The organism is Muriicola sp. SD30 (assembly GCF_041205185.1).
Taxonomy (GTDB): Bacteria; Bacteroidota; Bacteroidia; order Flavobacteriales; family Flavobacteriaceae; genus Muriicola.
Genome location: NZ_JBGEWB010000004.1, coordinates 68,017 through 86,237, shown reverse-complemented (window position 1 = coordinate 86,237; position 18,221 = coordinate 68,017). Strand labels below are relative to the sequence as shown.

The window sequence follows — 18,221 nt, the reverse complement described above, 5'->3', positions numbered from 1 at the left end:
AAATAAACCTCAATTCTTCAGGTTATAATAAACCCAAATCATTTTTGACCTACCTGCATGACCTGTTTAGAATGTAACAAAGAACTGAGCTATCTCGACCATAAAAGCTCCATGGAAATTTACGGTGTTGAACTATGTGGAAAGCATAAAACCAGAATTGACAGACTAATTAAGTCGAACAACACCCCCCTTGCCGCCATAAAACTTTACTACGCTTTAAAAGAAGTTGGCGTCTATCCTATGCTCGAATGGTGGGATGGCAAGAAGTCCGTCGATATCGCAATTTCCAGAGTGAAACTCAACATTCAGATTGACACCGAGTACCAGATGCTTACACATGAACAGGCGATGAACAATCTTGAAGAAACCATGCACTCCTTTAAAAATGGTTTTACAACTATCAGAATTCCCCATGTGGTAATCCAGCATTATCTGCAGGAGACGGTTGAGAGTATTGTAGGAATCATAGAAGGCCTCAAGGTCAATGTCAAAGTCATTTAATTATTCAGGGGCAAACTGAAAACAAAGACTATGCAACACGAAAGCAAGTACACCCTAAAGTCGTATAACCTAAGCAAACTCATCCTGGTTTTGTTAACTGTGGCTGCGCTGGCAGTTATGATAAATACAAATCCGGTTATTTCTCGTTTTCTGTTTGGATTGCCCGTAGTACTATCCGGCTTATTGGGAATTGTTGGAGTTATTATTCTCTATAAAGGGCGAAATGAGCCTATAGATGAAAAGAAAATTATTGCCTTTGTAGTTAACACAGCAATGGTCTTGCTTATAATTGCCATTTTTATATCAAATACACTTTATTAATACCTCCGGGCATACTCCCCAAATTTCCACATATTCATTTTTATAGTGAAGACAATTAAGTCTTCTTAACCCGGGCTTTGCTGTACATCATTTTTTTAATGTAAGCGAATCAATCTGCTGGGAAAATTTGTATCTTCTTCTGCAAATTCCCGGATATGAAAAATCTAGACAGACGACAGTGGTTAAAAACTATGGGGTTAACCTCAGGCTTTACGTTGATGGGAGGGCTAAGTGTTGCTGCCCTTGAATCGACATTCCCATCACGACCACTGGCCTTACCAATAAAACTGAGTTCGAATGAAAATCCTTATGGGCCTTCGGAAAATGTAAGGACGGTTATAAAGAACAGTTTCGACATTGCCTGCCGATACCCTTTTGAATATCTCAGAAAACTCGTTCAGGAAATAGCAGACAAAGAAGGGGTTTCTAAAGACTGTATTGTTGTTACGGGTGGTTCAACTGAGGGACTGAAAGCAACCGGACTCCTGTATGGTTTGCACAATGGAGAAGTAATCGCAGCGGACCCTACTTTTCAATCCCTTTTGCGATATGCTGAATATTTTGGAGCGTATGTACACCGGGTACCACTTAATGATAAATTAGAACACGACCTGGAAGCAATGGCGAAGCGGATTACCAGTAAGACTCGACTGATATTTCTCTGCAATCCTAACAACCCTACAGGCACCCTTATCGAGAAAAATAAGCTTCGCGACTTCTGTCTTTCAAACGATGACAAGGCGGTGATCTTCAGTGATGAGGCATACTACGACTTTATTATGGAGCCCGATTACCCCTCTATGGTTGAACTCGTAAAACAAGATAGGAATGTGATCGTATCCAAAACCTTTTCCAAAGTTTATGGACTCGCAGGTTTGCGTATAGGATATCTGATTGCCCGACCAGACATAGCCGACAGATTAAAAAAGACCGTTATGGCCAATACCAATGTCCTCGCCATTGAAGCGGCACGTGAAGCCCTTCGGGATGATGAATTCTATAAATTCAGTTTGAAGATGAACACAGAGGCAAAAGCGCATATCTATTCTACGCTGGACGACCTTGGCCTTAGCTATATCCCCTCCCATACGAACTTTGTATTTTTTAAAACAGGAATGCCTATTCAGGAGTTAATCGGAAAAATGGGCCAGCACGATATTCAAATTGGCCGGCCATTCCCTCCGCTTACAGAATGGGCACGCATCAGCACCGGAACTATGGATGAAGTAAAGGCGTTTGGAACAGCCCTGCGAAAAGTGATGGTCTGATAAAATATATTTATCTGCTTTCTGATCGAAGCACCTCCAATGGTGGCGTGTTAAGAACACTACGACTGTTGAGTAATCCTATGGCTATGACCAGAATGGTAAGAAGGGGTAAAAGTATATAAAAGGGTTCCCCTGAAGGGATAAAAGGTTCTTCAAAGACAAGTTGGGCAAGAAAAAAGCTTCCAACGAGGGATAATAAAATCCCTGTTAGACTTCCCAATATCCCCAAAAAAGCATATTCGTAAAAGGAGATTTTAAGCAATTGAAGGTTCTGAGCACCCAGCGTTCTGAGCAAAACACTTTCCTTAATCCGCTGATACTTGCTGGTACGTACTGCCCCGATCAGAACAATTATTCCTGTTAGAATACTGAGAAATGCCATAAAATTTATGACAAGACCGATCTTTTCAAGTATACCCTCCAGCAGCGAAAGGATCTGCCGCAGGTCGATTATTGATATATTAGGATATAGACTTACCAGGCTTCGCTGTAGTTCTGCCGATTGCAAATCGTCTGAAGTCCGCGTGGAAACCACATGGAACTTTGGAGCATCTTCTAAAACACCCCCAGGAAAAAGCACAGAAAAATTTAGCTGAATCCTACCCCAGTCGACTTCCCGAATACTTGCAATTTCCGTTTCGAGCAGTACCCCTTGCACATTAAAGCTTACTCTGTCTCCTACTTCAACCCTGGCATCATTGGCAAAATTTTCGGCTACTGAAATAGGAATCACTTCAGATTCACCGGCGTCTCCTACCCAGGCGCCCGATCTAATAGTTTCTGATGCAATAAGGGAGTCCCTGTATGTTACCCTGAACTCATGGTTAAGGACCCACCTGCCAATATTAGAAGTAGTGTCATTCCTGATCTCATTGACCGATCTGCCATTAATATCTTCAACACGCATGGTGATGATGGGAATATTGTTTAGTACCGGAACTCCCTTGTTGGTGATAGTATTATTGACTTCCTCAACCTGATCGCTTTGCACATCAAGGAGGATAATATTCGGACTGTTTTCATTATCTCCCAGGGCAACCTTGGAGAGGAGGATATCTTTTGAAAAAAACAAGGTGCTTATTAAAAAGGCCCCTACCCCGATTGATAATAATAGAATAGATGTTTGGTTTTGCGGCCTGAAAAGATTGAGAAGACTCTGGCGTAAACAAAATCCAAGATGATCGGGAAAATATCTTTTTATGGCCCAAATCAATAGGCGAGCCATGCCGTAAAGCAGGGCGAACGAAATCAGAAGACCTACAATAAAAAATATCGCATAGCGCCAATTATCAAGGATATTTAGAGCAAAAATCACTAAAAACAGGAATATGATTCCAAGCACAAGGAGTTGTGCCTTGCCTGTCCTGACATCCTCACCTTCCTGAACCCTTAGAACCGATAAAGGTGACACATACCATGTTTTTAACAAAGGGAGAAGGGCAAAGGCTACTGACATCAGAACGCCAAGGGTGAGTCCGAGAAAAACAGCAGGATAAGAAAGGGTGATTTCTACATCTACGGGTAGGTAATCCTTCAACAGGAAGGGAGCCGACATCTGTAATGCAACACCACTTACAGTGCCCAAGATACCCCCTAAAGCCCCTAATCCTGCAACCTGAATAAGAAAAATCTTGAAGGTTTGTCTTCGGCTGGCGCCCATACATTTCAGTACTGCAATAGAACGAAGCTTCCCCCTTATATATACGTGGATGGCGCTTGCAATACCAACACAACCCAGGAGTAGAGCAATAAAAGCAACAATGTTGAGAAATTTACCAAAATTATTGTACCGTCTTCCCAGTCGTCTGCTTTCATCCAGGTGGGTATCCAGATCGGCACCTTCAGCGTCTAGTCGGGGGTCAATGGCCTCATAGAGAACTTCCAGATCCTGATTCTTTTCAGCGATAAAATAATATTTATACTCCACCCTGCTTCCCCTCTGCAGCAAACCAGTTTCCAGGATTTTTTCATAGGGAATATAAACGGCCGGGGCAACACTGCTGCTGAGGGCTGATCGGCCCGGAACGGCATTCAGTGCTCCTTCTATTGGTAAACTGATACTTCCAACTTTAATACTATCACCTGGGACCAGTCCATATTGTAGCATGACAGTAGCGTCTACCAGGGCACCACCACTTTCCTGAAAGGAATTTGCAGCCGAAGGCGGATCTGTTTCCAGCTCCCCATAAAATGGAAAACCGCCTTCCACACCAAGTATCTGCACCAGTTTATTTGAATTTTTCGAAGGAAAGACGGCCATGGAGGCAAAATTGATCTCACGACTATCTGCACCTCCCAACGAATCCATAATTTGTACAACCACCTCATTGGGTTCCTGATTACTGTCGATAACATAGTCTGCGCCCATGAGGGCTTTTGACTGACTATCAATACTGTCCGTAAGATTATTCCCGAAAGATTGAATTGCGACAAGGGCTGCAATCCCTATAACAATAGACGACATAAAAAGAAATAGCTTTCCTGCATTGGAACGCAGATCGCGCCAGGCCATAAGAAAAAGCCAGGAAACACCTGGATTACCGGATGGTTGTTTTTGAAGGTTCACTATGCTATTAGCTTTTCGTCTGTACTAATTTTTCCTCCTTTGAGTCGGAGAATTCGCTGCGTCATTCGTGCCAGGTCCATATCATGGGTTATTATCACCAGAGTTGTGCCTGCTTCATTGTTGAGCTCAAATAACAATTGAATGATTTTCCTGCCCGTTTCTTCATCTAACTCCCCGGTAGGCTCATCAGCAAAGAGAATGTCAGGTGTATTGGAAAAGGCTCGGGCCAGAGCAACGCGCTGCTGTTCTCCCCCCGACAACTGTGATGGAAAATGATGGATACGTTCTGAAAGTCCCACTTTCTCCAACAGCACTCGTGCTTTTGCTGCTGCATTCTTTTTCCCTTGCAATTCTAGCGGAACCGCCACGTTTTCAAGGGCAGTGAGCGTTGGAAGAAGTTGAAAATCCTGAAAAATAAATCCGACTTTCTGATTCCTTAACCTCGCACGTTCATCTTCATTCAGTTTGTTGATCTCAACTCCGCAGAGTTCAATACTCCCTGAATCGGGTTGATCTAAACCAGCACACAAGCCCAGTAAAGTAGTTTTACCGCTTCCTGATGGCCCTACAATCGCAAAAGTTTCTCCACTTTCCAAGGAAAATGTAATGTCGTCAAGGACAGTAAGTTTTCCCGAACCACTTTCATAAGACTTTTTGAGTTGACTAACGTTTAATATCTTTGGCATTTCCCAGGATTTTTCGATTTTCGGAACTGGGCGGGAAATTATAAAAATGATTTCTATTATGATTCAATCGGTTATTCGAACGACGTTAAAGTTTTGTTATCTTCTCCCCTTTCTGTTTTTTCTTGGCTGTGGGGAAACCGAAAAGAAAAATGACAAAGAGGTCACAGAAACAGAACAATCCTCAAAAAATTCAGCTGAAGAGGGTGTTCTCAGCTCCGGGAAATCAATTGTTTTCTTTGGCAACAGCCTAACGGCGGGGATGGGCCTTGAACCCGAACAGGCATTTCCCGCTCTCATCCAACAAAAGTTAGATTCCCTGAATCTGGAGTATTATGTTATCAACGCGGGAATCAGTGGGGAAACGACTGCAAGCGGAGAAAGCCGGATAGGATGGTTGATGAGGGACAAAATCGATGTTTTTATACTTGAATTAGGTGCAAATGATGGGCTGAGAGGAATACCGTTGTCCGAGACCCGGGAGAACCTGCAGTCTATAATTGATACGGTAAAAGAGAACAATCCAAATGTAAAAATCGTTCTTGCCGGAATGCAGATTCCGCCAAATATGGGTCCGGAGTACACTTCAGAATTCAGGCAACTATTTCCTGATCTTGCTGATAAAAACGATGCTTATCTTATTCCATTCTTACTGGAAGACGTAGCGGGTATTCCCCAACTTAACCAGGCCGACGGGATACATCCTACCATAGAAGGCCAGCGAATTGTTGCTGAAAATGTCTGGGAAATTTTAAGGCCTATTTTAAAATAGATAACACCCTTATTAATAATAATATATGGTAGTTTAATTAAACTATTAATCAAATTATTTTAATCGGGCTTTTCTTATAATCTGCATCTCAAATTGATTGTCGTTTTCGAGGATTTCATAAAAGTCTTCAACGAAGTTACGGGCAATCATAAATTCCTTTTCGTTATCAAAATGAGGTTTGACTTCATCCATGGCCTGAAATATTTCCGACTTCTTGTCGAGGTACTGTTTTCTCACTTCCTGGAATACGGCATCGTCTCGCTTAAAACCTCGATAAAGGCGGTCGGTAACGCTTTCTATGCTCAGCACTTCCCCCTGCACCTGAGACACAACCGCATAGCTGGCATCTACCAATCCTGACATATCAAAATCGTAAGGCAAAGGAATTGTTCTGTAATCTGAGGTGAAGATCAGTTTTTGATTGTGCTGGTAGGCCGTAGAATAATCTGTATTGCCTATCATAAACTGGAAGAAATCATTCTGCGCCGAGGCCATATCGTCCTGCTCCATAGGATGCACGATCCGTTTCATTTTTTTTGCATCTTCCCGTTTGGCAACCTTATCAATGTCCTCAATAAGAAAGCCCTTTACTATATGAACTTTATCCTTTTTACCCTTTAGCTCTGTATATTCAATGGAAACCATCCTGGTTTTAAAATGGAAGGGGGAAATAACCTCATACATTTTATAGGCCATATACTCTTTAACAATATTGTCGAGGGATTTCGTCGACTGTACACAGGGCATTACCAGCTTTAGTTCTTTGTTTCCTTTAAAAACCGTCTCTTTGGCTATAGCCTTTTTGATCTTCACCTTCAAGGGAGGGAAGTAGCAGTGTGCCCTACGGTAATTCCCTCTTGCCCGGATCCTGACATCAATAGAATCCCATTGGTCGTTATCCATAAAAAGAAGTTTGGAAAAGAGGTAGGTGCTGTCATTCGTCTCTTTCTTCATCTGTTTATTAGAGAATCGGAGTTTAAGAGGAAGCGTTTCCTGTGAACGGAATAACTTTGTGGTCTTCTTTTTTTCTTCCGCAGGTTCAGCGGACTGAGAATAGAAGTTTACGGGTCCCAGCATGCACAATGCAAGGAATAGAAGTATTGTTTGGTTTTTCACAACTTTGTGGTTAGCTTTAGCACTATAAATTACTAAATTTCCAACAATTAAACTATACCTGTCATCAATTAATCGAAGAACTTTGATAGCTCTGATCATTTCAGTGCTTACGGTCTTCCTTTGTTTTACTTTTAATATAAGATTTCACCTCGACCTTACCCTGTTGAGTATCGCCATCGTTTTTCCCCTGGTTTTTACCATCCGGGGCTCCTTCAGACGGCGAGAAAAGGCACTTGAACATCTTAGTCAGTTCCGGGCGGCTCTAAAAACCATGTACTACTTTGCCAATTCGTCTAACAACCTTACGGAGGAAGACAAAAAGGAGATCTCCGATATACTCGTGGAGATCAGCGATATGTCTATGGAACACCTAAAGAATAATAAAGAATCCACTGAGACACTGGATATGATTACTGACAAAGTACAGTCTTTTGTCATTAGTAAGTCTGAGATTATTGGCGGGCGCCTTAAGGACAGGATATTCCGTTTTATGAATGACCTCCATGAATCCCTGGAAAACCTGCATGCCATCAATACACACCGAACACCCATTAGCCTGAAAGCCTATTGCCTGGTCTTTATTTATATCTTTCCACTGATTTATGCGCCTACAATAATCAGGGATCTGGCAACAGAAAATACTCCTTCAGTCACCTACTTTGTAGTGATTCTAACCGAATTTATCCTTATTTCCCTGTATAATATTCAGGATCAACTGGAGTATCCCTTTGACGATTACGGTCTTGATGACATCAAATTAGACGGATTTAAAATGAACCGTTAATCCTTTCCTGATCCTTTTTTATCTCTAGTCATTGTTTTGTGTGAAGGAGCCCGATGATGTTGTTCGTCGATATAAAGGCCTTACAACGAGATTATTGCTCCGTTTAAAGGATAGAATTTATCGTTTAAAGGAAAAATCCTTTCTTGGGAGGAATACCAGATCACATGAACAAACGCACTACTATTTCTTATTTGGTCTATGGCTTTTTTACCTTTTGCTTTATTTGGGCGTTCTACATCCTGATGATAAAACTCTGAGAAACAAGGTTCTGAATTACAATCCCTGATCTGGTTTTGTCCTGATTCTTCCGACATTATTTAGCTTAAAAGTCAGATATTCACAGAAAAGATAATCTATTTGTAAGAATATTCTGTCGTTTATAACTTCCTGAAAACAAATTCATTACTCACATTACAATTTTTTCTACTTGTAATAGTTTTACTAGTGGATATTCCCCACATAGGAATAAGGTCATTCTGATATGAGTCTAAAGAATTACTTCCTGATTTTATTGTTAGTTTTCACAGGTTTTTCCCAGTCTGTGAGGGCATCTTTGGATGTTTTGCTGACGGATAATCCCATAGAGGTAAGTAAAAAAATTATCTCTGACGATCCCCTCCCCTGGACAGCCGATGAATATCAGACGATTTTAGACCAGGTGGGCCCTGTTGAGGCCCTCGGGCAATTAGATAAAAACTATTTATTATTGCAATCCCCCTGGCTCGGCGCAGAATACCTGCAGGGTATTTACGATGAAGGAGTGACCAGTATTCCCGTAGAGCAGCTGCTCGATTTGTTAAACATGGCCACGACCTCTCCTCAGCAAACCAGCAGGAAGTTAGCTGAGGTTAGCATAAGGCAGGCGATATTGGAATACGACAAGGCTTTTAAAGTTGCCGAATCCCTAAAAGCAGAAAGTTCAGTAGCGTATGGAGATGCCATTGGCTTCCTTCAAAGCCGATTTGGCTATTTGAAGATCAAGACGGCTAAAAATTTACTCGATGAGAGCGGTAAGGCCGACAATGCTGTCATTGATAAGAAAACCAGCAAAAAGATTGCGGACCGATTTAAGAGTATCCGGAAAAAATATACCGATCAGATCCCACTTACCAACGCGCTGAACGAAGTAAAAGCTTTTTATACACTCCTGGAGGAAGTCGTAAGCGGATTGGCTCTGGTGGAGCCTTATACCAGGTTTACACAAACTATTACCGAACTCAATGAAGTACAGTTGAGGGAAAGGAAGCACTGGCGCTCAGGGCTTGAGATTACCCATCCTGCTAAAGGTACCGTCTGGACCATACCCGACGAAGTGTCCATCGAGTGGACCACAGAAAACCTTCCTCCTGAAAAAACCATAAAATTTTATTTACTCAGGAATAACACGGTGATTGAAGATCTGGGTATTTTTAAAAACAATTCTCTAGTTGAAGGGATTAAACTCAATAAGACGCTACCTGCAGGAACCAATTACCGGGTGATGGGTATTGAACTATTCCCTGCAGACAAGTTTCATACGGCCAAGTTTGCGACGCCCTTTTTCACTATTGAAAAAAGAGACCCGAATATCCCACCCCCGGCTGAAGAAATTGTTGTAGCTGAAGAGGAGCCCACGCCCGAAATAATAGAAGAGGCTGAGGTAACCAAAGAGCCCGAAGTAGTTATAACTCCCCCTGTGGAAGTAGAACCCCAAGAAACAGAAGTTGTGGTGAAGGAGGAAGTAGCTATAATCGAGAAAGAAAAAGAAGTTGAAGAAAGCCTTGATCCTGCACCTCAGGTCATTGAAGAAGTTGTTGAAGAAAAGAAGGTGGAGAAAAGGACCGATTTTGACGGCCGGTCTATCACCTATGTGAAAGAACTGGAAGTCGACAATAAAATTGTACAGATCAACTTGTGGGACCACGGCCGCCAGGATGGGGATATTGTCTCTATCTATCTCAATGGCTATCCCATTGTTTCAGAATATCATCTTACCTATCAGAAGAAAGGATTCGAGCTTAAACTCGACCCCTCCCAGCCTAACGATCTCTTTCTCTATGCACATAACCTCGGTAGATTCCCTCCTAACACCGTCTCCATAGAAATTATCGACGGTAATGATTCGGAGAACATTATCCTGAATTCAGATCTCTCCAGATGTGAAGCAGTGTTAATTAATGTAAAAGAATAAGTTATAGTAATTTACTTAAACTTTTAATTTAATTCAATGCTTGTGCCCTTAAGCATGTATTCCATTCCTAAAACTTTTCCTATTCCATTCCGGATTACATCGTGGATTATACGTATCTTTTGTGCTAATCAACCCATTAAACCAAAAAGATATGTCGAACATCCAGGTTACTGCAAAATTTAAAATTCATCCCGGCAAGGAAGAAGAATTTAAAGAGCTTGCCCAGGCGTGTATGGCCAGTGTAAAGGAAAAGGATACCGGAACGCTTCAATACGACTGGTATTTTAGTAGAGACGGAAGTGAATGCAAGGTTAGGGAAACCTATATCAATTCTGATGCAGTACTTGCTCATGTAGCCAATTTAGGGCCGTTATTTAGTCAGGTCCTTGCCTTATCGGAGTTTACCCCTGAAATCTATGGCGATGCCTCAGACGCCCTTGTAGGGGCCGTAGAAGTCTTTAAGCCTGAGGTTTATTCTCACTATCAAGGGCTGTAAAACCTAATCCTGTGTTTAAATTCTTTCGAAGATTACGTATGAACTTGATTATTCAAGGAAAAACAGCCAGGTATTTTAAATATGCTATAGGTGAAATTCTACTTGTAGTCTTAGGTATCCTCATTGCCTTACAGATCAATACATGGAATGAGGAACGAAAAAACCATCAGCGGGAAATAAAATTACTTACAGAGCTCAAAACAAACCTTCTCATTAACATAGAGAATTTAGAGAGTGATATTGAACGTCAGATTGAAGGTGCTGCCATTATAGATCAATTAATGGAGCATTTAGAAAATAGAAAGCCTTTTCATGATTCCCTTCCTTATTTATTTGAATTCGCTGACTATGCTCCTGATGTGGTCCTGAGTGCATCTGCTTTTGAAACCCTTAAATCAACTGGACTTGAACTTATACAAACGGATAGTTTACGCAGTCAGATTATCAATCTTTTTGAAATTGACTATCCCACACTGATGCAGGAAACCAGGCGTCTGGAAGATCAGTTATGGCCGGCAGTAGTGGTGCCGATGTATCAGAAACACTTCAGAAGATCTAATCAGGAACAGGGCTATATAAATGATTACAACGCTCTTTTGGATGACAATGAATTTAAAAATATGTTGAGTTTTAGAGGAAACCTTCGAAAAAGTTCTACATTCCATAAGCGAAAAGCTATAGAAAGGACAAAAAGTGTACTTGTTTTAATCGACAAGGAACTAGCACAGGAATAAAGATGATAACAACACGTAAATAGAATAAAATGAGTGGATTCGATATTGTCATGGTGATTGCCATCATTCTTTTTGCGAGGCTGGGCGTCCGTCTTGTTTCCCGCTACATCAGGATGAAAAAAGAAAATAACGGATCGGATAACAAAGAAAAATAATACACAAATTATGGGAATATTTTGGGACTTATTGCAACAAGATGAGCTAGATGCTCAAAAGAAAAAGGCAGAGAGCGTGGAAGACCGGGTAGCCAGCCTAGAAATGGAACTCGACAAAACCCGGACACTGCTCAAGAAAACACTGGTTGCCCTGGAGAGTCATCTCCAGAGGGATATAGACGGTGATGGAAAAACAGGGTAAAACTGTTTTATTAACAAAAGAACACTTCTGATGATTTCAATCTTCAGGCGACTACGCAAATCTTTTTTGGAACAGAGTCAGGCCAGGAAATACCTGATGTATGCCGTGGGTGAAATTTTATTGGTGGTTATAGGAATCCTCATTGCCTTGCAGATCAACAGTTGGGCGGTGCATCAGGATAATCTAAAACTCGAAAAATCATATCTGGAAGCCATGCGATTTGAGATTTCAGACGACATCAAATTTTATACAGGTGTCAAGGATTCGCTTCTCAATCAAAAAACTTATGCCCAAAATATCCTGTATTTCTTTGAAAATCCGATTGCAAAGATTAAAGATTCTATTTCATTCATCAATGATTTCAGGAACTGCTCGGATGGCGAAAATCTCATTCGACCCCAGGTCACCTGGAAAGAATTGCAATCAACTGGCCGACTATCCCTTATCCGGAACAAAAGACTGGTGAAGCAACTGTTTGAATACTATACTATTCTTGATCAATTTGCTGCAGACTTCAATAAATTTCCAATGGATCAGCGCTATGCTTACCGCAAAATACAGCACGCCCTCTTTAATTCTGAAGAACATATCGAATTTTTTGAAGACTGGAATCAGGAACAGATTCCGAGGCAATTCATTTATACTGCTATCAGATCGGACCCTCAAGTCTTCGACCTGACCAAGTCTATCCTGATTTCATCCCTGGTACAATCCAGATATGCTCAAAATACGCTGGATCTGGCTATATCTCTCCTTCAGGACATTGATCGAGAATTGGAAGATCAATAATTTCCTTTCTGATAAAACTTAACAATTTAGCTGTTAAGGACTTACTATTAATTTGTATATTATTATGCTATATAAAAATCAACGATCATGAAAAAATTTCTACTCCTGTTTACCTGCATGACAGCAATCTCCATCACTGCACAAAACACAACGATTGAAGGCCTCGTGGCCGACTTTGAGCGAAGTAAGGCTATGTCTCTGGAATACATCGACGCAATGCCTGAGGATAAATTCGACTTTAAACCTACAGAGAGTGTACGTTCTTTTGCAGCACAAATGCTTCATGGCGCTCAGGGAACCATAGGTCTCGCCGCTAATGGCACAGGGGAAGCTCGGATATACAGCGATATCAACATCGAAGAACAAGAGGCCTTTCACACTAAATCTGAAGTTAGGAGGATCGTAGAAGAAAGTTTTGATTTTGCTATAAACGGGATTCAAAATATGGATCCGGCAAAATTTGATGAAGTTGTAGTGCGCGGACCTTACAATGTAACCCGACTCGGATGGATCCAAAAGGCAAATGAGCACGTAGGCCATCATAGAGGGCAATGTGCTATCTATTTGCGACTACAGGGGATAACCCCACCAGCTTATAAACTTTTTTAAATCGAAACGCTTTTCATTAAATTCTAAGTCCGACCTTAGCTTTTTGATATCTTTAGGGCATGAGTATACTTCATGATCCTGTTTACGTCCTGGGTATATTGTGCTTACTGGTGATCGCCTCTACTTATGTGGCAAAAACCAGATTCGGGAAAAAACTAGGAACGGCTCTGATCGTGATTGTTTTTACCGCAGTCCTGGCCAACCTTGGTATTATCCCAAGTGCCTCTAACTCCATTCCGCTTTATGATGCGATCTTTACCTACCTGGCCCCTGTTTCCATTTTTTATCTTTTGCTGGGGGTAAACCTTACCTCCATCAAGAAAGCGGGTGCACCGATGATTATACTCTTTTTACTGGGCTCCCTGACCACCACCCTGGGAGTTCTGGCTGCATGGTATCTGCTCGATCCGCAGAGTGTCCTGGGTGAGGATGGGGTAACCATCGCAGGGATGCTCACAGGAACCTATACCGGAGGCAGTGTAAACTTCAATGCTATTGCCCTTGAATACAACTTTCAGGAGAGGGGAATCCTCTACGCCGGTACAATCGCGGTTGACAATGTAATAACCACCTTGTGGATTGTAGTCACTCTTTCCATTCCCGTGGCTTGCAGGGGGTTTTGGAAAGACAAAAAAGTTGAGATTTCAAAAACGACCCTGGAATCTGAAGAAAAAGACAAACTTTCCATGCATTCGCTCATGTGGCTTATCTTCCTCGGAATTGCCGCCTATTTCATTTCTGAAGCTGTTTCTGCGATCTTGCCAGGAATTCCTTCCATTCTCACAATCTCAACGATTGGTATTATTCTGGCACAGTTTCCTTTTGTGAACAAATTACACGGGAGTCATACACTGGGGTTATATCTGGTTTTTTTATTCCTGGCAGTTATCGGTGCTTATTGTGAGTTAAGTTCCGTAGTGGAATTAAAAGAGGTAGGGATAAGCCTGCTATTCTTCGCAGCCCTAGCTGTTTTTATCCACGGAGCACTCCTGATATTCATTGGAGGATTGATATACCGGGATTGGGATATGATCGCTATTGTAAGTCAGGCCAACATCGGAGGAGGTACCACTGCCATTGCCCTCGCCGAATCCTTCGGGAGGAATGAACTCATACTGCCGGCAATTCTTGTGGGTACTCTGGGCAATGCTGTGGGCACCTATCTGGGTTTTATGGTGGTGTATTTACTTTAGAACCTGCTAACTGAAATCTCTACCCAACTCACTAATTATGAAGGTGTTATTTTTAAAATGAAAAATAATTCACTATCTTTTTAGGTGATTTTATCGGCTTTTCTCCCCGATAAAATCCTGTAACCAACTACTCCTATGAATTTTGGTAAATTCATATCTGAGCTTCAGCGCAGGAATGTCTTTAAAGCAACCCTCGCCTATCTCGCCGTTGCCTGGGTAGTGGCACAAATTGCCTCAGTAGTTTTTCCTGCCTTCAATGCCCCGGATTATTTCATGCAGATTCTGATTTACCTTTTGGGAATAGGACTGGTATTCTGGATCGCCTTTTCATGGATCTACGACCTTACTCCTTCCGGGATACAAAAAACAGATGAGAATCCTCTGGACCTGGAAACTGCCGAACTCAATAACCGAAGGCTAAATAAGGTAATTGTAACGGCCACCATTGCAGCTGTACTATTATTGATCAGTATTAGTTTTTGGGCTGGTTCTTCCTGGAATAATCAAGGTGGAGTAACTGAAGTCCAAAAAATTGCCGTCCTGCCCTTTTCTATGCAGTCCGATACCACTGAAGAAGCTTACTTCAACAATGGGCTAACAGATGCCCTGATAGATGAATTGTCTAAAGTAGAAACCCTTCGTGTCATTGAGTTGGCATCTTCCAGTGTACTTTCTGCCGGTTTTAACCCGTCAAATTTGCTGATCGTAAGGGAACTCAGGACCATAGATTATTTCATTCAGGGTTCCATTGAACGCAATGAGAATACATTGAGTATTTCCGTAGATATGAGAACTGAGCTGCAGAAAGAAGCTGTCTGGCAAAAACAATACAAAGATGATGTGAGCAAGGTGAGACATCTTCTGGCAGAGATGGCAGCGGATCTATCTGCCCAAATGGAAGTTGATTTTCAAATTAGAGATCTTCCTATAAGTGAAGGCATAAGGCCCGTAAATCCGGAGACCTATGAATTATATCTGAAAGGGAAACACTATTTGAGCAAATCTACGTTTCAAGATTGGAACAAGGGTTTGGTCTATTTCCAGGAAGCTGTTGAACGAAATCCTGCAGATCCATACGCCTATTCCGGTTTGGCCGAAGCATACATCATGCTGGGCCACAGCCTGATGCCACCTCCGGATGTACTGCCAAAAGCGGAGGCGGCTGCAAAACGAGCTATACAGCTCGACTCAACAAATGCTGAAGGTTGGGCAGCCCTTGCACATTACCACACCTATTTTGGTTGGGACTGGCAATTGGCTGACTACGCTTTTAAACGGGCCAATGAACTCAATCCCAACATGGCCTATAACCACTACCACAGAGCCTGGTATCTGGCACTTTTCGGAAAGATGAATGAAGCCATTGTAGAGCACAAGCTCGCTGAGGAACTAGATCCTTTTACCCCCTTACACTCGGCCTGGCTGGGCGAATTGTATCGCTGGGTTGGTCTTTACGAAGAAGGGCTGGCTGAAACAGAAAAGGCAGCCCAGACGGAAAGGGATTATGCATTGTCGCTATTTATTGAGGGAAGGATACTATTTGACCAGGGTAAAACCGAACAGGCCATCGAGACACTTAGACGGGCCGGTGAAATCAATGTAGGTTGGAAATATATGGGGTATGGACCCGTATTGATCAGGAAGGGGAATATTAAGGAGGCCAAAGAGATAATTGCAGAAATAGAATCGCTGCCAAAAACGCCTTTCGGTTCGCTTTGCCTGGCAATTTTATATGCAGAATTAAGTGATTTTGACAACTATTTTAAATGGATTGAGAATGCCAAAGGACATGCCTGGTATCCCTGGATAAGGGTAATGACAGATAACAGTGATTTAAAAAAAGACCCTCGTTTTCTGGAGTTAATAAGGGAATTGAATCTCCCGGATCCTGCTCCCCTTGAATTCGATCTCGATGCTTTGTGAAAATTCCCTATTTGGAATAAATTGATCATTTTGGACGTTATAGAATTGTGATTAATGGGTTTTATAGTCCCGTTGACCCTGATCGTTATTGTGATTTTTATGCTAAATACCATTGTAAATCAAAGTAGAACCTGGTTATTTCTGGCTTTTTTTAGCCTCTGCTTTATACAGGCTGAATCTCAGGAAATCCGAATCAATGACCTTTACGGGACATGGGTAAATACAGGTAGTTTTAAAGATGGCGAACAACTGTTGGTAGCCTTGAAGGATACCGCTAAAAATCCTGTGAAATATTACTTCACCTTCAATACCGACGGATCTTTTTCCTACGATGTTGTATCTCTGAAGGATGGCTTGAAAGGGACCAAACGAAAAGGGAATTGGCAATTAAGTCCGAACAGGCAACGGATTACTCTCCTTGATGACCAAATAAATCCGGAGGAAAGAGAAATCCCTGGTGACTTCATCAACCTTGATACTGAAGGATCCCTGGCTAATAAACCCATTATCTTCCCGATTATGGAACTCACTCCTAAAAAGCTGGTCCTCTACGATGAGTATCACAAAACCCTCGATATTTTCAGGAAAGAGTAGCGTAACTGAACATACCTTTTCCGGTGTAGGCGTCAATCATATCTTGGATATATAGTATCTTCCTTGCCATATGCAACCGAACAGGCCTTCATGGTATTTCCTGGCTTTACTTATCCTCGCAGGAGAAGCTGTTTTTATTCTTCCTTTTGTCCTGGCAAGGGTTTTCAGACCTACAGTGCTCGACACCTTTGAACTCACCAATGTTGAATTAGGCCTGTGTTTTTCGGTTTACGGAATCGTAGCCCTGTTGTCATACCTTTTTGGCGGACCCCTGGCAGACAAGTATCCACCTCGAAAACTCATTGCGCTAGCGCTCTGGATGACCGCACTTGGTGGACTAATCTATGCCACATTCCCTTCATTTACTGTATTGAACGTCCTTTACGGATACTGGGGTTTTACTACCATTTTCTTATTCTGGGCTCCCATGATCAAAGCCACCCGTGTCTGGGGAGGTGAAACTTCTCAGGGGAAGGCATTCGGATTTCTCGATGGCGGTAGAGGCTTAGTTGGTGCTCTTTTTAGTTCGCTCGGGGTACTTATATTTTCTCTTACAATGACTTCCGGACTTAATGAGGTTTCTTTGGAAGATAGCAGGGCCTCTTTCAGGTTTGTAATCCTTGCTTCTTCTGGAATTGTTATGCTGATTGGACTCCTGGTTTGGTTTTTTATGAAGCTCGACACCAAAATTGAAAGGTCCATCATTTTGGAACGTATTACCTATTCCCAGGTAAAAGAAGTGCTGAAACTCCCTTCGGTCTGGCTCTTGATGATCATCATTTTATGTGCCTATGTGGGATATAAAATTACGGACGTCTTTTCACTTTATGCACGGGATGTTATGTTATACAACCAGGTTGAGTCGGCTCAGGTTGGCACTTTTCTCTTGTATATCAGGCCCGTGGTGGGAGTCCTGATTGGATTCGTGGCAGACAGGTCACAAACCACCTACTGGTTGCTGATAAGTTTTATTTTATCCTTCTTTGGTGCTCTGTTATTTGCGAGCGGAATCTTAGATCCTTCAGAAACCGGACTTTTCTTTCTTTCCATTCTGGTTGTGGCCACAGGGGTTTATGCCGCCCGTTCTTTGTATTTTGCCGTGATGGAACGGGGTAGAATCCCACTGGTATTGACAGGAACGGCTGTCGGACTCATTTCTCTAGTAGGATACACCCCGGATATCTTTGCCGGGCCTGCCATAGGATATCTGCTCGACGAGTCGCCTGGGGTAGCCGGACATCAGCAGGTGTTCTGGATGCTTGTGATTTTCTCTCTAATAGGTGCAGTGGCTGCCTGGTATTATTTCTTCCTCTACAGAAAAAAGTCAACTTGATAGGAGTGAAAA

The 18,221-nt window shown here is 42.1% G+C and carries 19 protein-coding genes; 16 read left to right on the top strand and 3 right to left on the bottom strand.

The window, feature by feature from the left end:
• The first annotated feature begins 57 nt into the window (after positions 1–57).
• The 3 genes from AB8P51_RS12860 (at position 58) to AB8P51_RS12850 (ending at position 2,090) form a co-directional block, all read left to right on the top strand.
• Positions 58–501 carry a hypothetical protein gene (locus AB8P51_RS12860; protein WP_369749253.1) on the top strand — a complete coding sequence of 148 codons (444 nt, stop codon included), beginning with the start codon at positions 58–60 and terminating at the stop codon, positions 499–501.
• A gap of 30 nt (positions 502–531) precedes the next feature.
• Positions 532–822: a hypothetical protein gene (locus AB8P51_RS12855; RefSeq protein ID WP_369749252.1), complete on the top strand. Its 291-nt coding sequence runs from the start codon at positions 532–534 to the stop codon at positions 820–822.
• 155 nt (positions 823–977) lie between these two features.
• Positions 978–2,090: a histidinol-phosphate transaminase gene (locus AB8P51_RS12850; protein ID WP_369749251.1), complete on the top strand. Its 1,113-nt coding sequence runs from the start codon at positions 978–980 to the stop codon at positions 2,088–2,090.
• A gap of 10 nt (positions 2,091–2,100) precedes the next feature.
• Here the strand turns inward: AB8P51_RS12850 and AB8P51_RS12845 are convergent, their stop codons facing one another.
• Together AB8P51_RS12845 and AB8P51_RS12840 are read right to left on the bottom strand one after the other, a co-directional pair.
• The gene (locus tag AB8P51_RS12845) at positions 2,101–4,656 is read right to left on the bottom strand and encodes an ABC transporter permease (protein ID WP_369749250.1); all 2,556 of its coding nucleotides are present in this window, start codon (positions 4,654–4,656) and stop codon (positions 2,101–2,103) included.
• Positions 4,656–5,342 (bottom strand): ABC transporter ATP-binding protein, encoded by a 687-nt coding sequence (locus AB8P51_RS12840; RefSeq protein WP_369749249.1) that lies wholly within the window; start codon positions 5,340–5,342, stop codon positions 4,656–4,658. Before AB8P51_RS12840 ends, AB8P51_RS12845 begins: the two co-directional genes overlap by 1 nt.
• Before the next feature lie 58 nt (positions 5,343–5,400).
• Here AB8P51_RS12840 and AB8P51_RS12835 point away from each other — a divergent pair, with 58 nt between their 5' ends.
• Entirely contained in the window at positions 5,401–6,111 is a 711-nt protein-coding gene (locus AB8P51_RS12835; RefSeq protein WP_369749248.1) for an arylesterase, read from the top strand.
• Positions 6,112–6,165: 54 nt separating this feature from the next.
• Here AB8P51_RS12835 and AB8P51_RS12830 read toward each other — a convergent pair whose 3' ends face one another.
• The gene (locus tag AB8P51_RS12830; protein WP_369749247.1) at positions 6,166–7,227 is read right to left on the bottom strand and encodes a hypothetical protein; all 1,062 of its coding nucleotides are present in this window, start codon (positions 7,225–7,227) and stop codon (positions 6,166–6,168) included.
• An 82-nt stretch (positions 7,228–7,309) separates the two neighbouring features.
• Here AB8P51_RS12830 and AB8P51_RS12825 point away from each other — a divergent pair, with 82 nt between their 5' ends.
• The 12 genes from AB8P51_RS12825 to AB8P51_RS12770 all read left to right on the top strand — a co-directional run bounded on the left by AB8P51_RS12825 (position 7,310) and on the right by AB8P51_RS12770 (position 18,209).
• Positions 7,310–8,011: a hypothetical protein gene (locus tag AB8P51_RS12825; RefSeq protein WP_369749246.1), complete on the top strand. Its 702-nt coding sequence runs from the start codon at positions 7,310–7,312 to the stop codon at positions 8,009–8,011.
• Between the two features lie 481 nt (positions 8,012–8,492).
• Positions 8,493–10,181, top strand: coding sequence for a hypothetical protein (locus AB8P51_RS12820; protein WP_369749245.1), 1,689 nt, complete (start codon positions 8,493–8,495; stop codon positions 10,179–10,181).
• A 151-nt stretch (positions 10,182–10,332) separates the two neighbouring features.
• Positions 10,333–10,677, top strand: coding sequence for a putative quinol monooxygenase (locus tag AB8P51_RS12815; RefSeq protein ID WP_369749244.1), 345 nt, complete (start codon positions 10,333–10,335; stop codon positions 10,675–10,677).
• A 38-nt stretch (positions 10,678–10,715) separates the two neighbouring features.
• Positions 10,716–11,411 (top strand): DUF6090 family protein, encoded by a 696-nt coding sequence (locus AB8P51_RS12810; RefSeq protein WP_369749243.1) that lies wholly within the window; start codon positions 10,716–10,718, stop codon positions 11,409–11,411.
• A 29-nt stretch (positions 11,412–11,440) separates the two neighbouring features.
• On the top strand, positions 11,441–11,566 hold the full coding sequence (locus AB8P51_RS12805) for a hypothetical protein (RefSeq protein ID WP_369749242.1): 126 nt from the start codon (positions 11,441–11,443) through the stop codon (positions 11,564–11,566).
• Positions 11,567–11,576: 10 nt separating this feature from the next.
• Entirely contained in the window at positions 11,577–11,768 is a 192-nt protein-coding gene (locus AB8P51_RS12800; protein ID WP_369749241.1) for a hypothetical protein, read from the top strand.
• Between the two features lie 30 nt (positions 11,769–11,798).
• On the top strand, positions 11,799–12,557 hold the full coding sequence (locus tag AB8P51_RS12795) for a hypothetical protein (protein WP_369749240.1): 759 nt from the start codon (positions 11,799–11,801) through the stop codon (positions 12,555–12,557).
• An 87-nt stretch (positions 12,558–12,644) separates the two neighbouring features.
• Positions 12,645–13,166, top strand: a complete 522-nt coding sequence (locus tag AB8P51_RS12790; protein WP_369749239.1) for a DinB family protein — start codon at positions 12,645–12,647, stop codon at positions 13,164–13,166.
• A gap of 59 nt (positions 13,167–13,225) precedes the next feature.
• Complete coding sequence (locus AB8P51_RS12785; protein WP_369749238.1) at positions 13,226–14,359, top strand: DUF819 domain-containing protein; 1,134 nt, start codon at positions 13,226–13,228, stop codon at positions 14,357–14,359.
• Positions 14,360–14,494: 135 nt separating this feature from the next.
• Positions 14,495–16,282, top strand: coding sequence for a hypothetical protein (locus AB8P51_RS12780; protein WP_369749237.1), 1,788 nt, complete (start codon positions 14,495–14,497; stop codon positions 16,280–16,282).
• Positions 16,283–16,336: 54 nt separating this feature from the next.
• The gene (locus AB8P51_RS12775) at positions 16,337–16,876 is read left to right on the top strand and encodes a hypothetical protein (RefSeq protein ID WP_369749236.1); all 540 of its coding nucleotides are present in this window, start codon (positions 16,337–16,339) and stop codon (positions 16,874–16,876) included.
• A 70-nt stretch (positions 16,877–16,946) separates the two neighbouring features.
• A complete protein-coding gene (locus AB8P51_RS12770; protein WP_369749235.1) occupies positions 16,947–18,209 on the top strand; it encodes a nitrate/nitrite transporter in 1,263 nt (420 codons plus the stop codon).
• The last annotated feature ends 12 nt before the right edge of the window (positions 18,210–18,221 follow it).

Bases quoted from the DNA above. Each gene is read 5' to 3' on its own strand.
- AB8P51_RS12860 (WP_369749253.1), top strand. From the start codon at position 58: ATGACCTGTTTAGAATGTAACAAAGAACTGAGCTATCTCGACCATAAA.
- AB8P51_RS12855 (WP_369749252.1), top strand. From the start codon at position 532: ATGCAACACGAAAGCAAGTACACCCTAAAGTCGTATAACCTAAGCAAA.
- AB8P51_RS12850 (WP_369749251.1), top strand. From the start codon at position 978: ATGAAAAATCTAGACAGACGACAGTGGTTAAAAACTATGGGGTTAACC.
- AB8P51_RS12840 (WP_369749249.1), bottom strand. From the start codon at position 5,342: ATGCCAAAGATATTAAACGTTAGTCAACTCAAAAAGTCTTATGAAAGT.
- AB8P51_RS12835 (WP_369749248.1), top strand. From the start codon at position 5,401: ATGATTCAATCGGTTATTCGAACGACGTTAAAGTTTTGTTATCTTCTC.
- AB8P51_RS12820 (WP_369749245.1), top strand. From the start codon at position 8,493: ATGAGTCTAAAGAATTACTTCCTGATTTTATTGTTAGTTTTCACAGGT.
- AB8P51_RS12815 (WP_369749244.1), top strand. From the start codon at position 10,333: ATGTCGAACATCCAGGTTACTGCAAAATTTAAAATTCATCCCGGCAAG.
- AB8P51_RS12810 (WP_369749243.1), top strand. From the start codon at position 10,716: ATGAACTTGATTATTCAAGGAAAAACAGCCAGGTATTTTAAATATGCT.
- AB8P51_RS12805 (WP_369749242.1), top strand. From the start codon at position 11,441: ATGAGTGGATTCGATATTGTCATGGTGATTGCCATCATTCTTTTTGCG.
- AB8P51_RS12800 (WP_369749241.1), top strand. From the start codon at position 11,577: ATGGGAATATTTTGGGACTTATTGCAACAAGATGAGCTAGATGCTCAA.
- AB8P51_RS12795 (WP_369749240.1), top strand. From the start codon at position 11,799: ATGATTTCAATCTTCAGGCGACTACGCAAATCTTTTTTGGAACAGAGT.
- AB8P51_RS12790 (WP_369749239.1), top strand. From the start codon at position 12,645: ATGAAAAAATTTCTACTCCTGTTTACCTGCATGACAGCAATCTCCATC.
- AB8P51_RS12785 (WP_369749238.1), top strand. From the start codon at position 13,226: ATGAGTATACTTCATGATCCTGTTTACGTCCTGGGTATATTGTGCTTA.
- AB8P51_RS12780 (WP_369749237.1), top strand. From the start codon at position 14,495: ATGAATTTTGGTAAATTCATATCTGAGCTTCAGCGCAGGAATGTCTTT.
- AB8P51_RS12775 (WP_369749236.1), top strand. From the start codon at position 16,337: ATGGGTTTTATAGTCCCGTTGACCCTGATCGTTATTGTGATTTTTATG.
- AB8P51_RS12770 (WP_369749235.1), top strand. From the start codon at position 16,947: ATGCAACCGAACAGGCCTTCATGGTATTTCCTGGCTTTACTTATCCTC.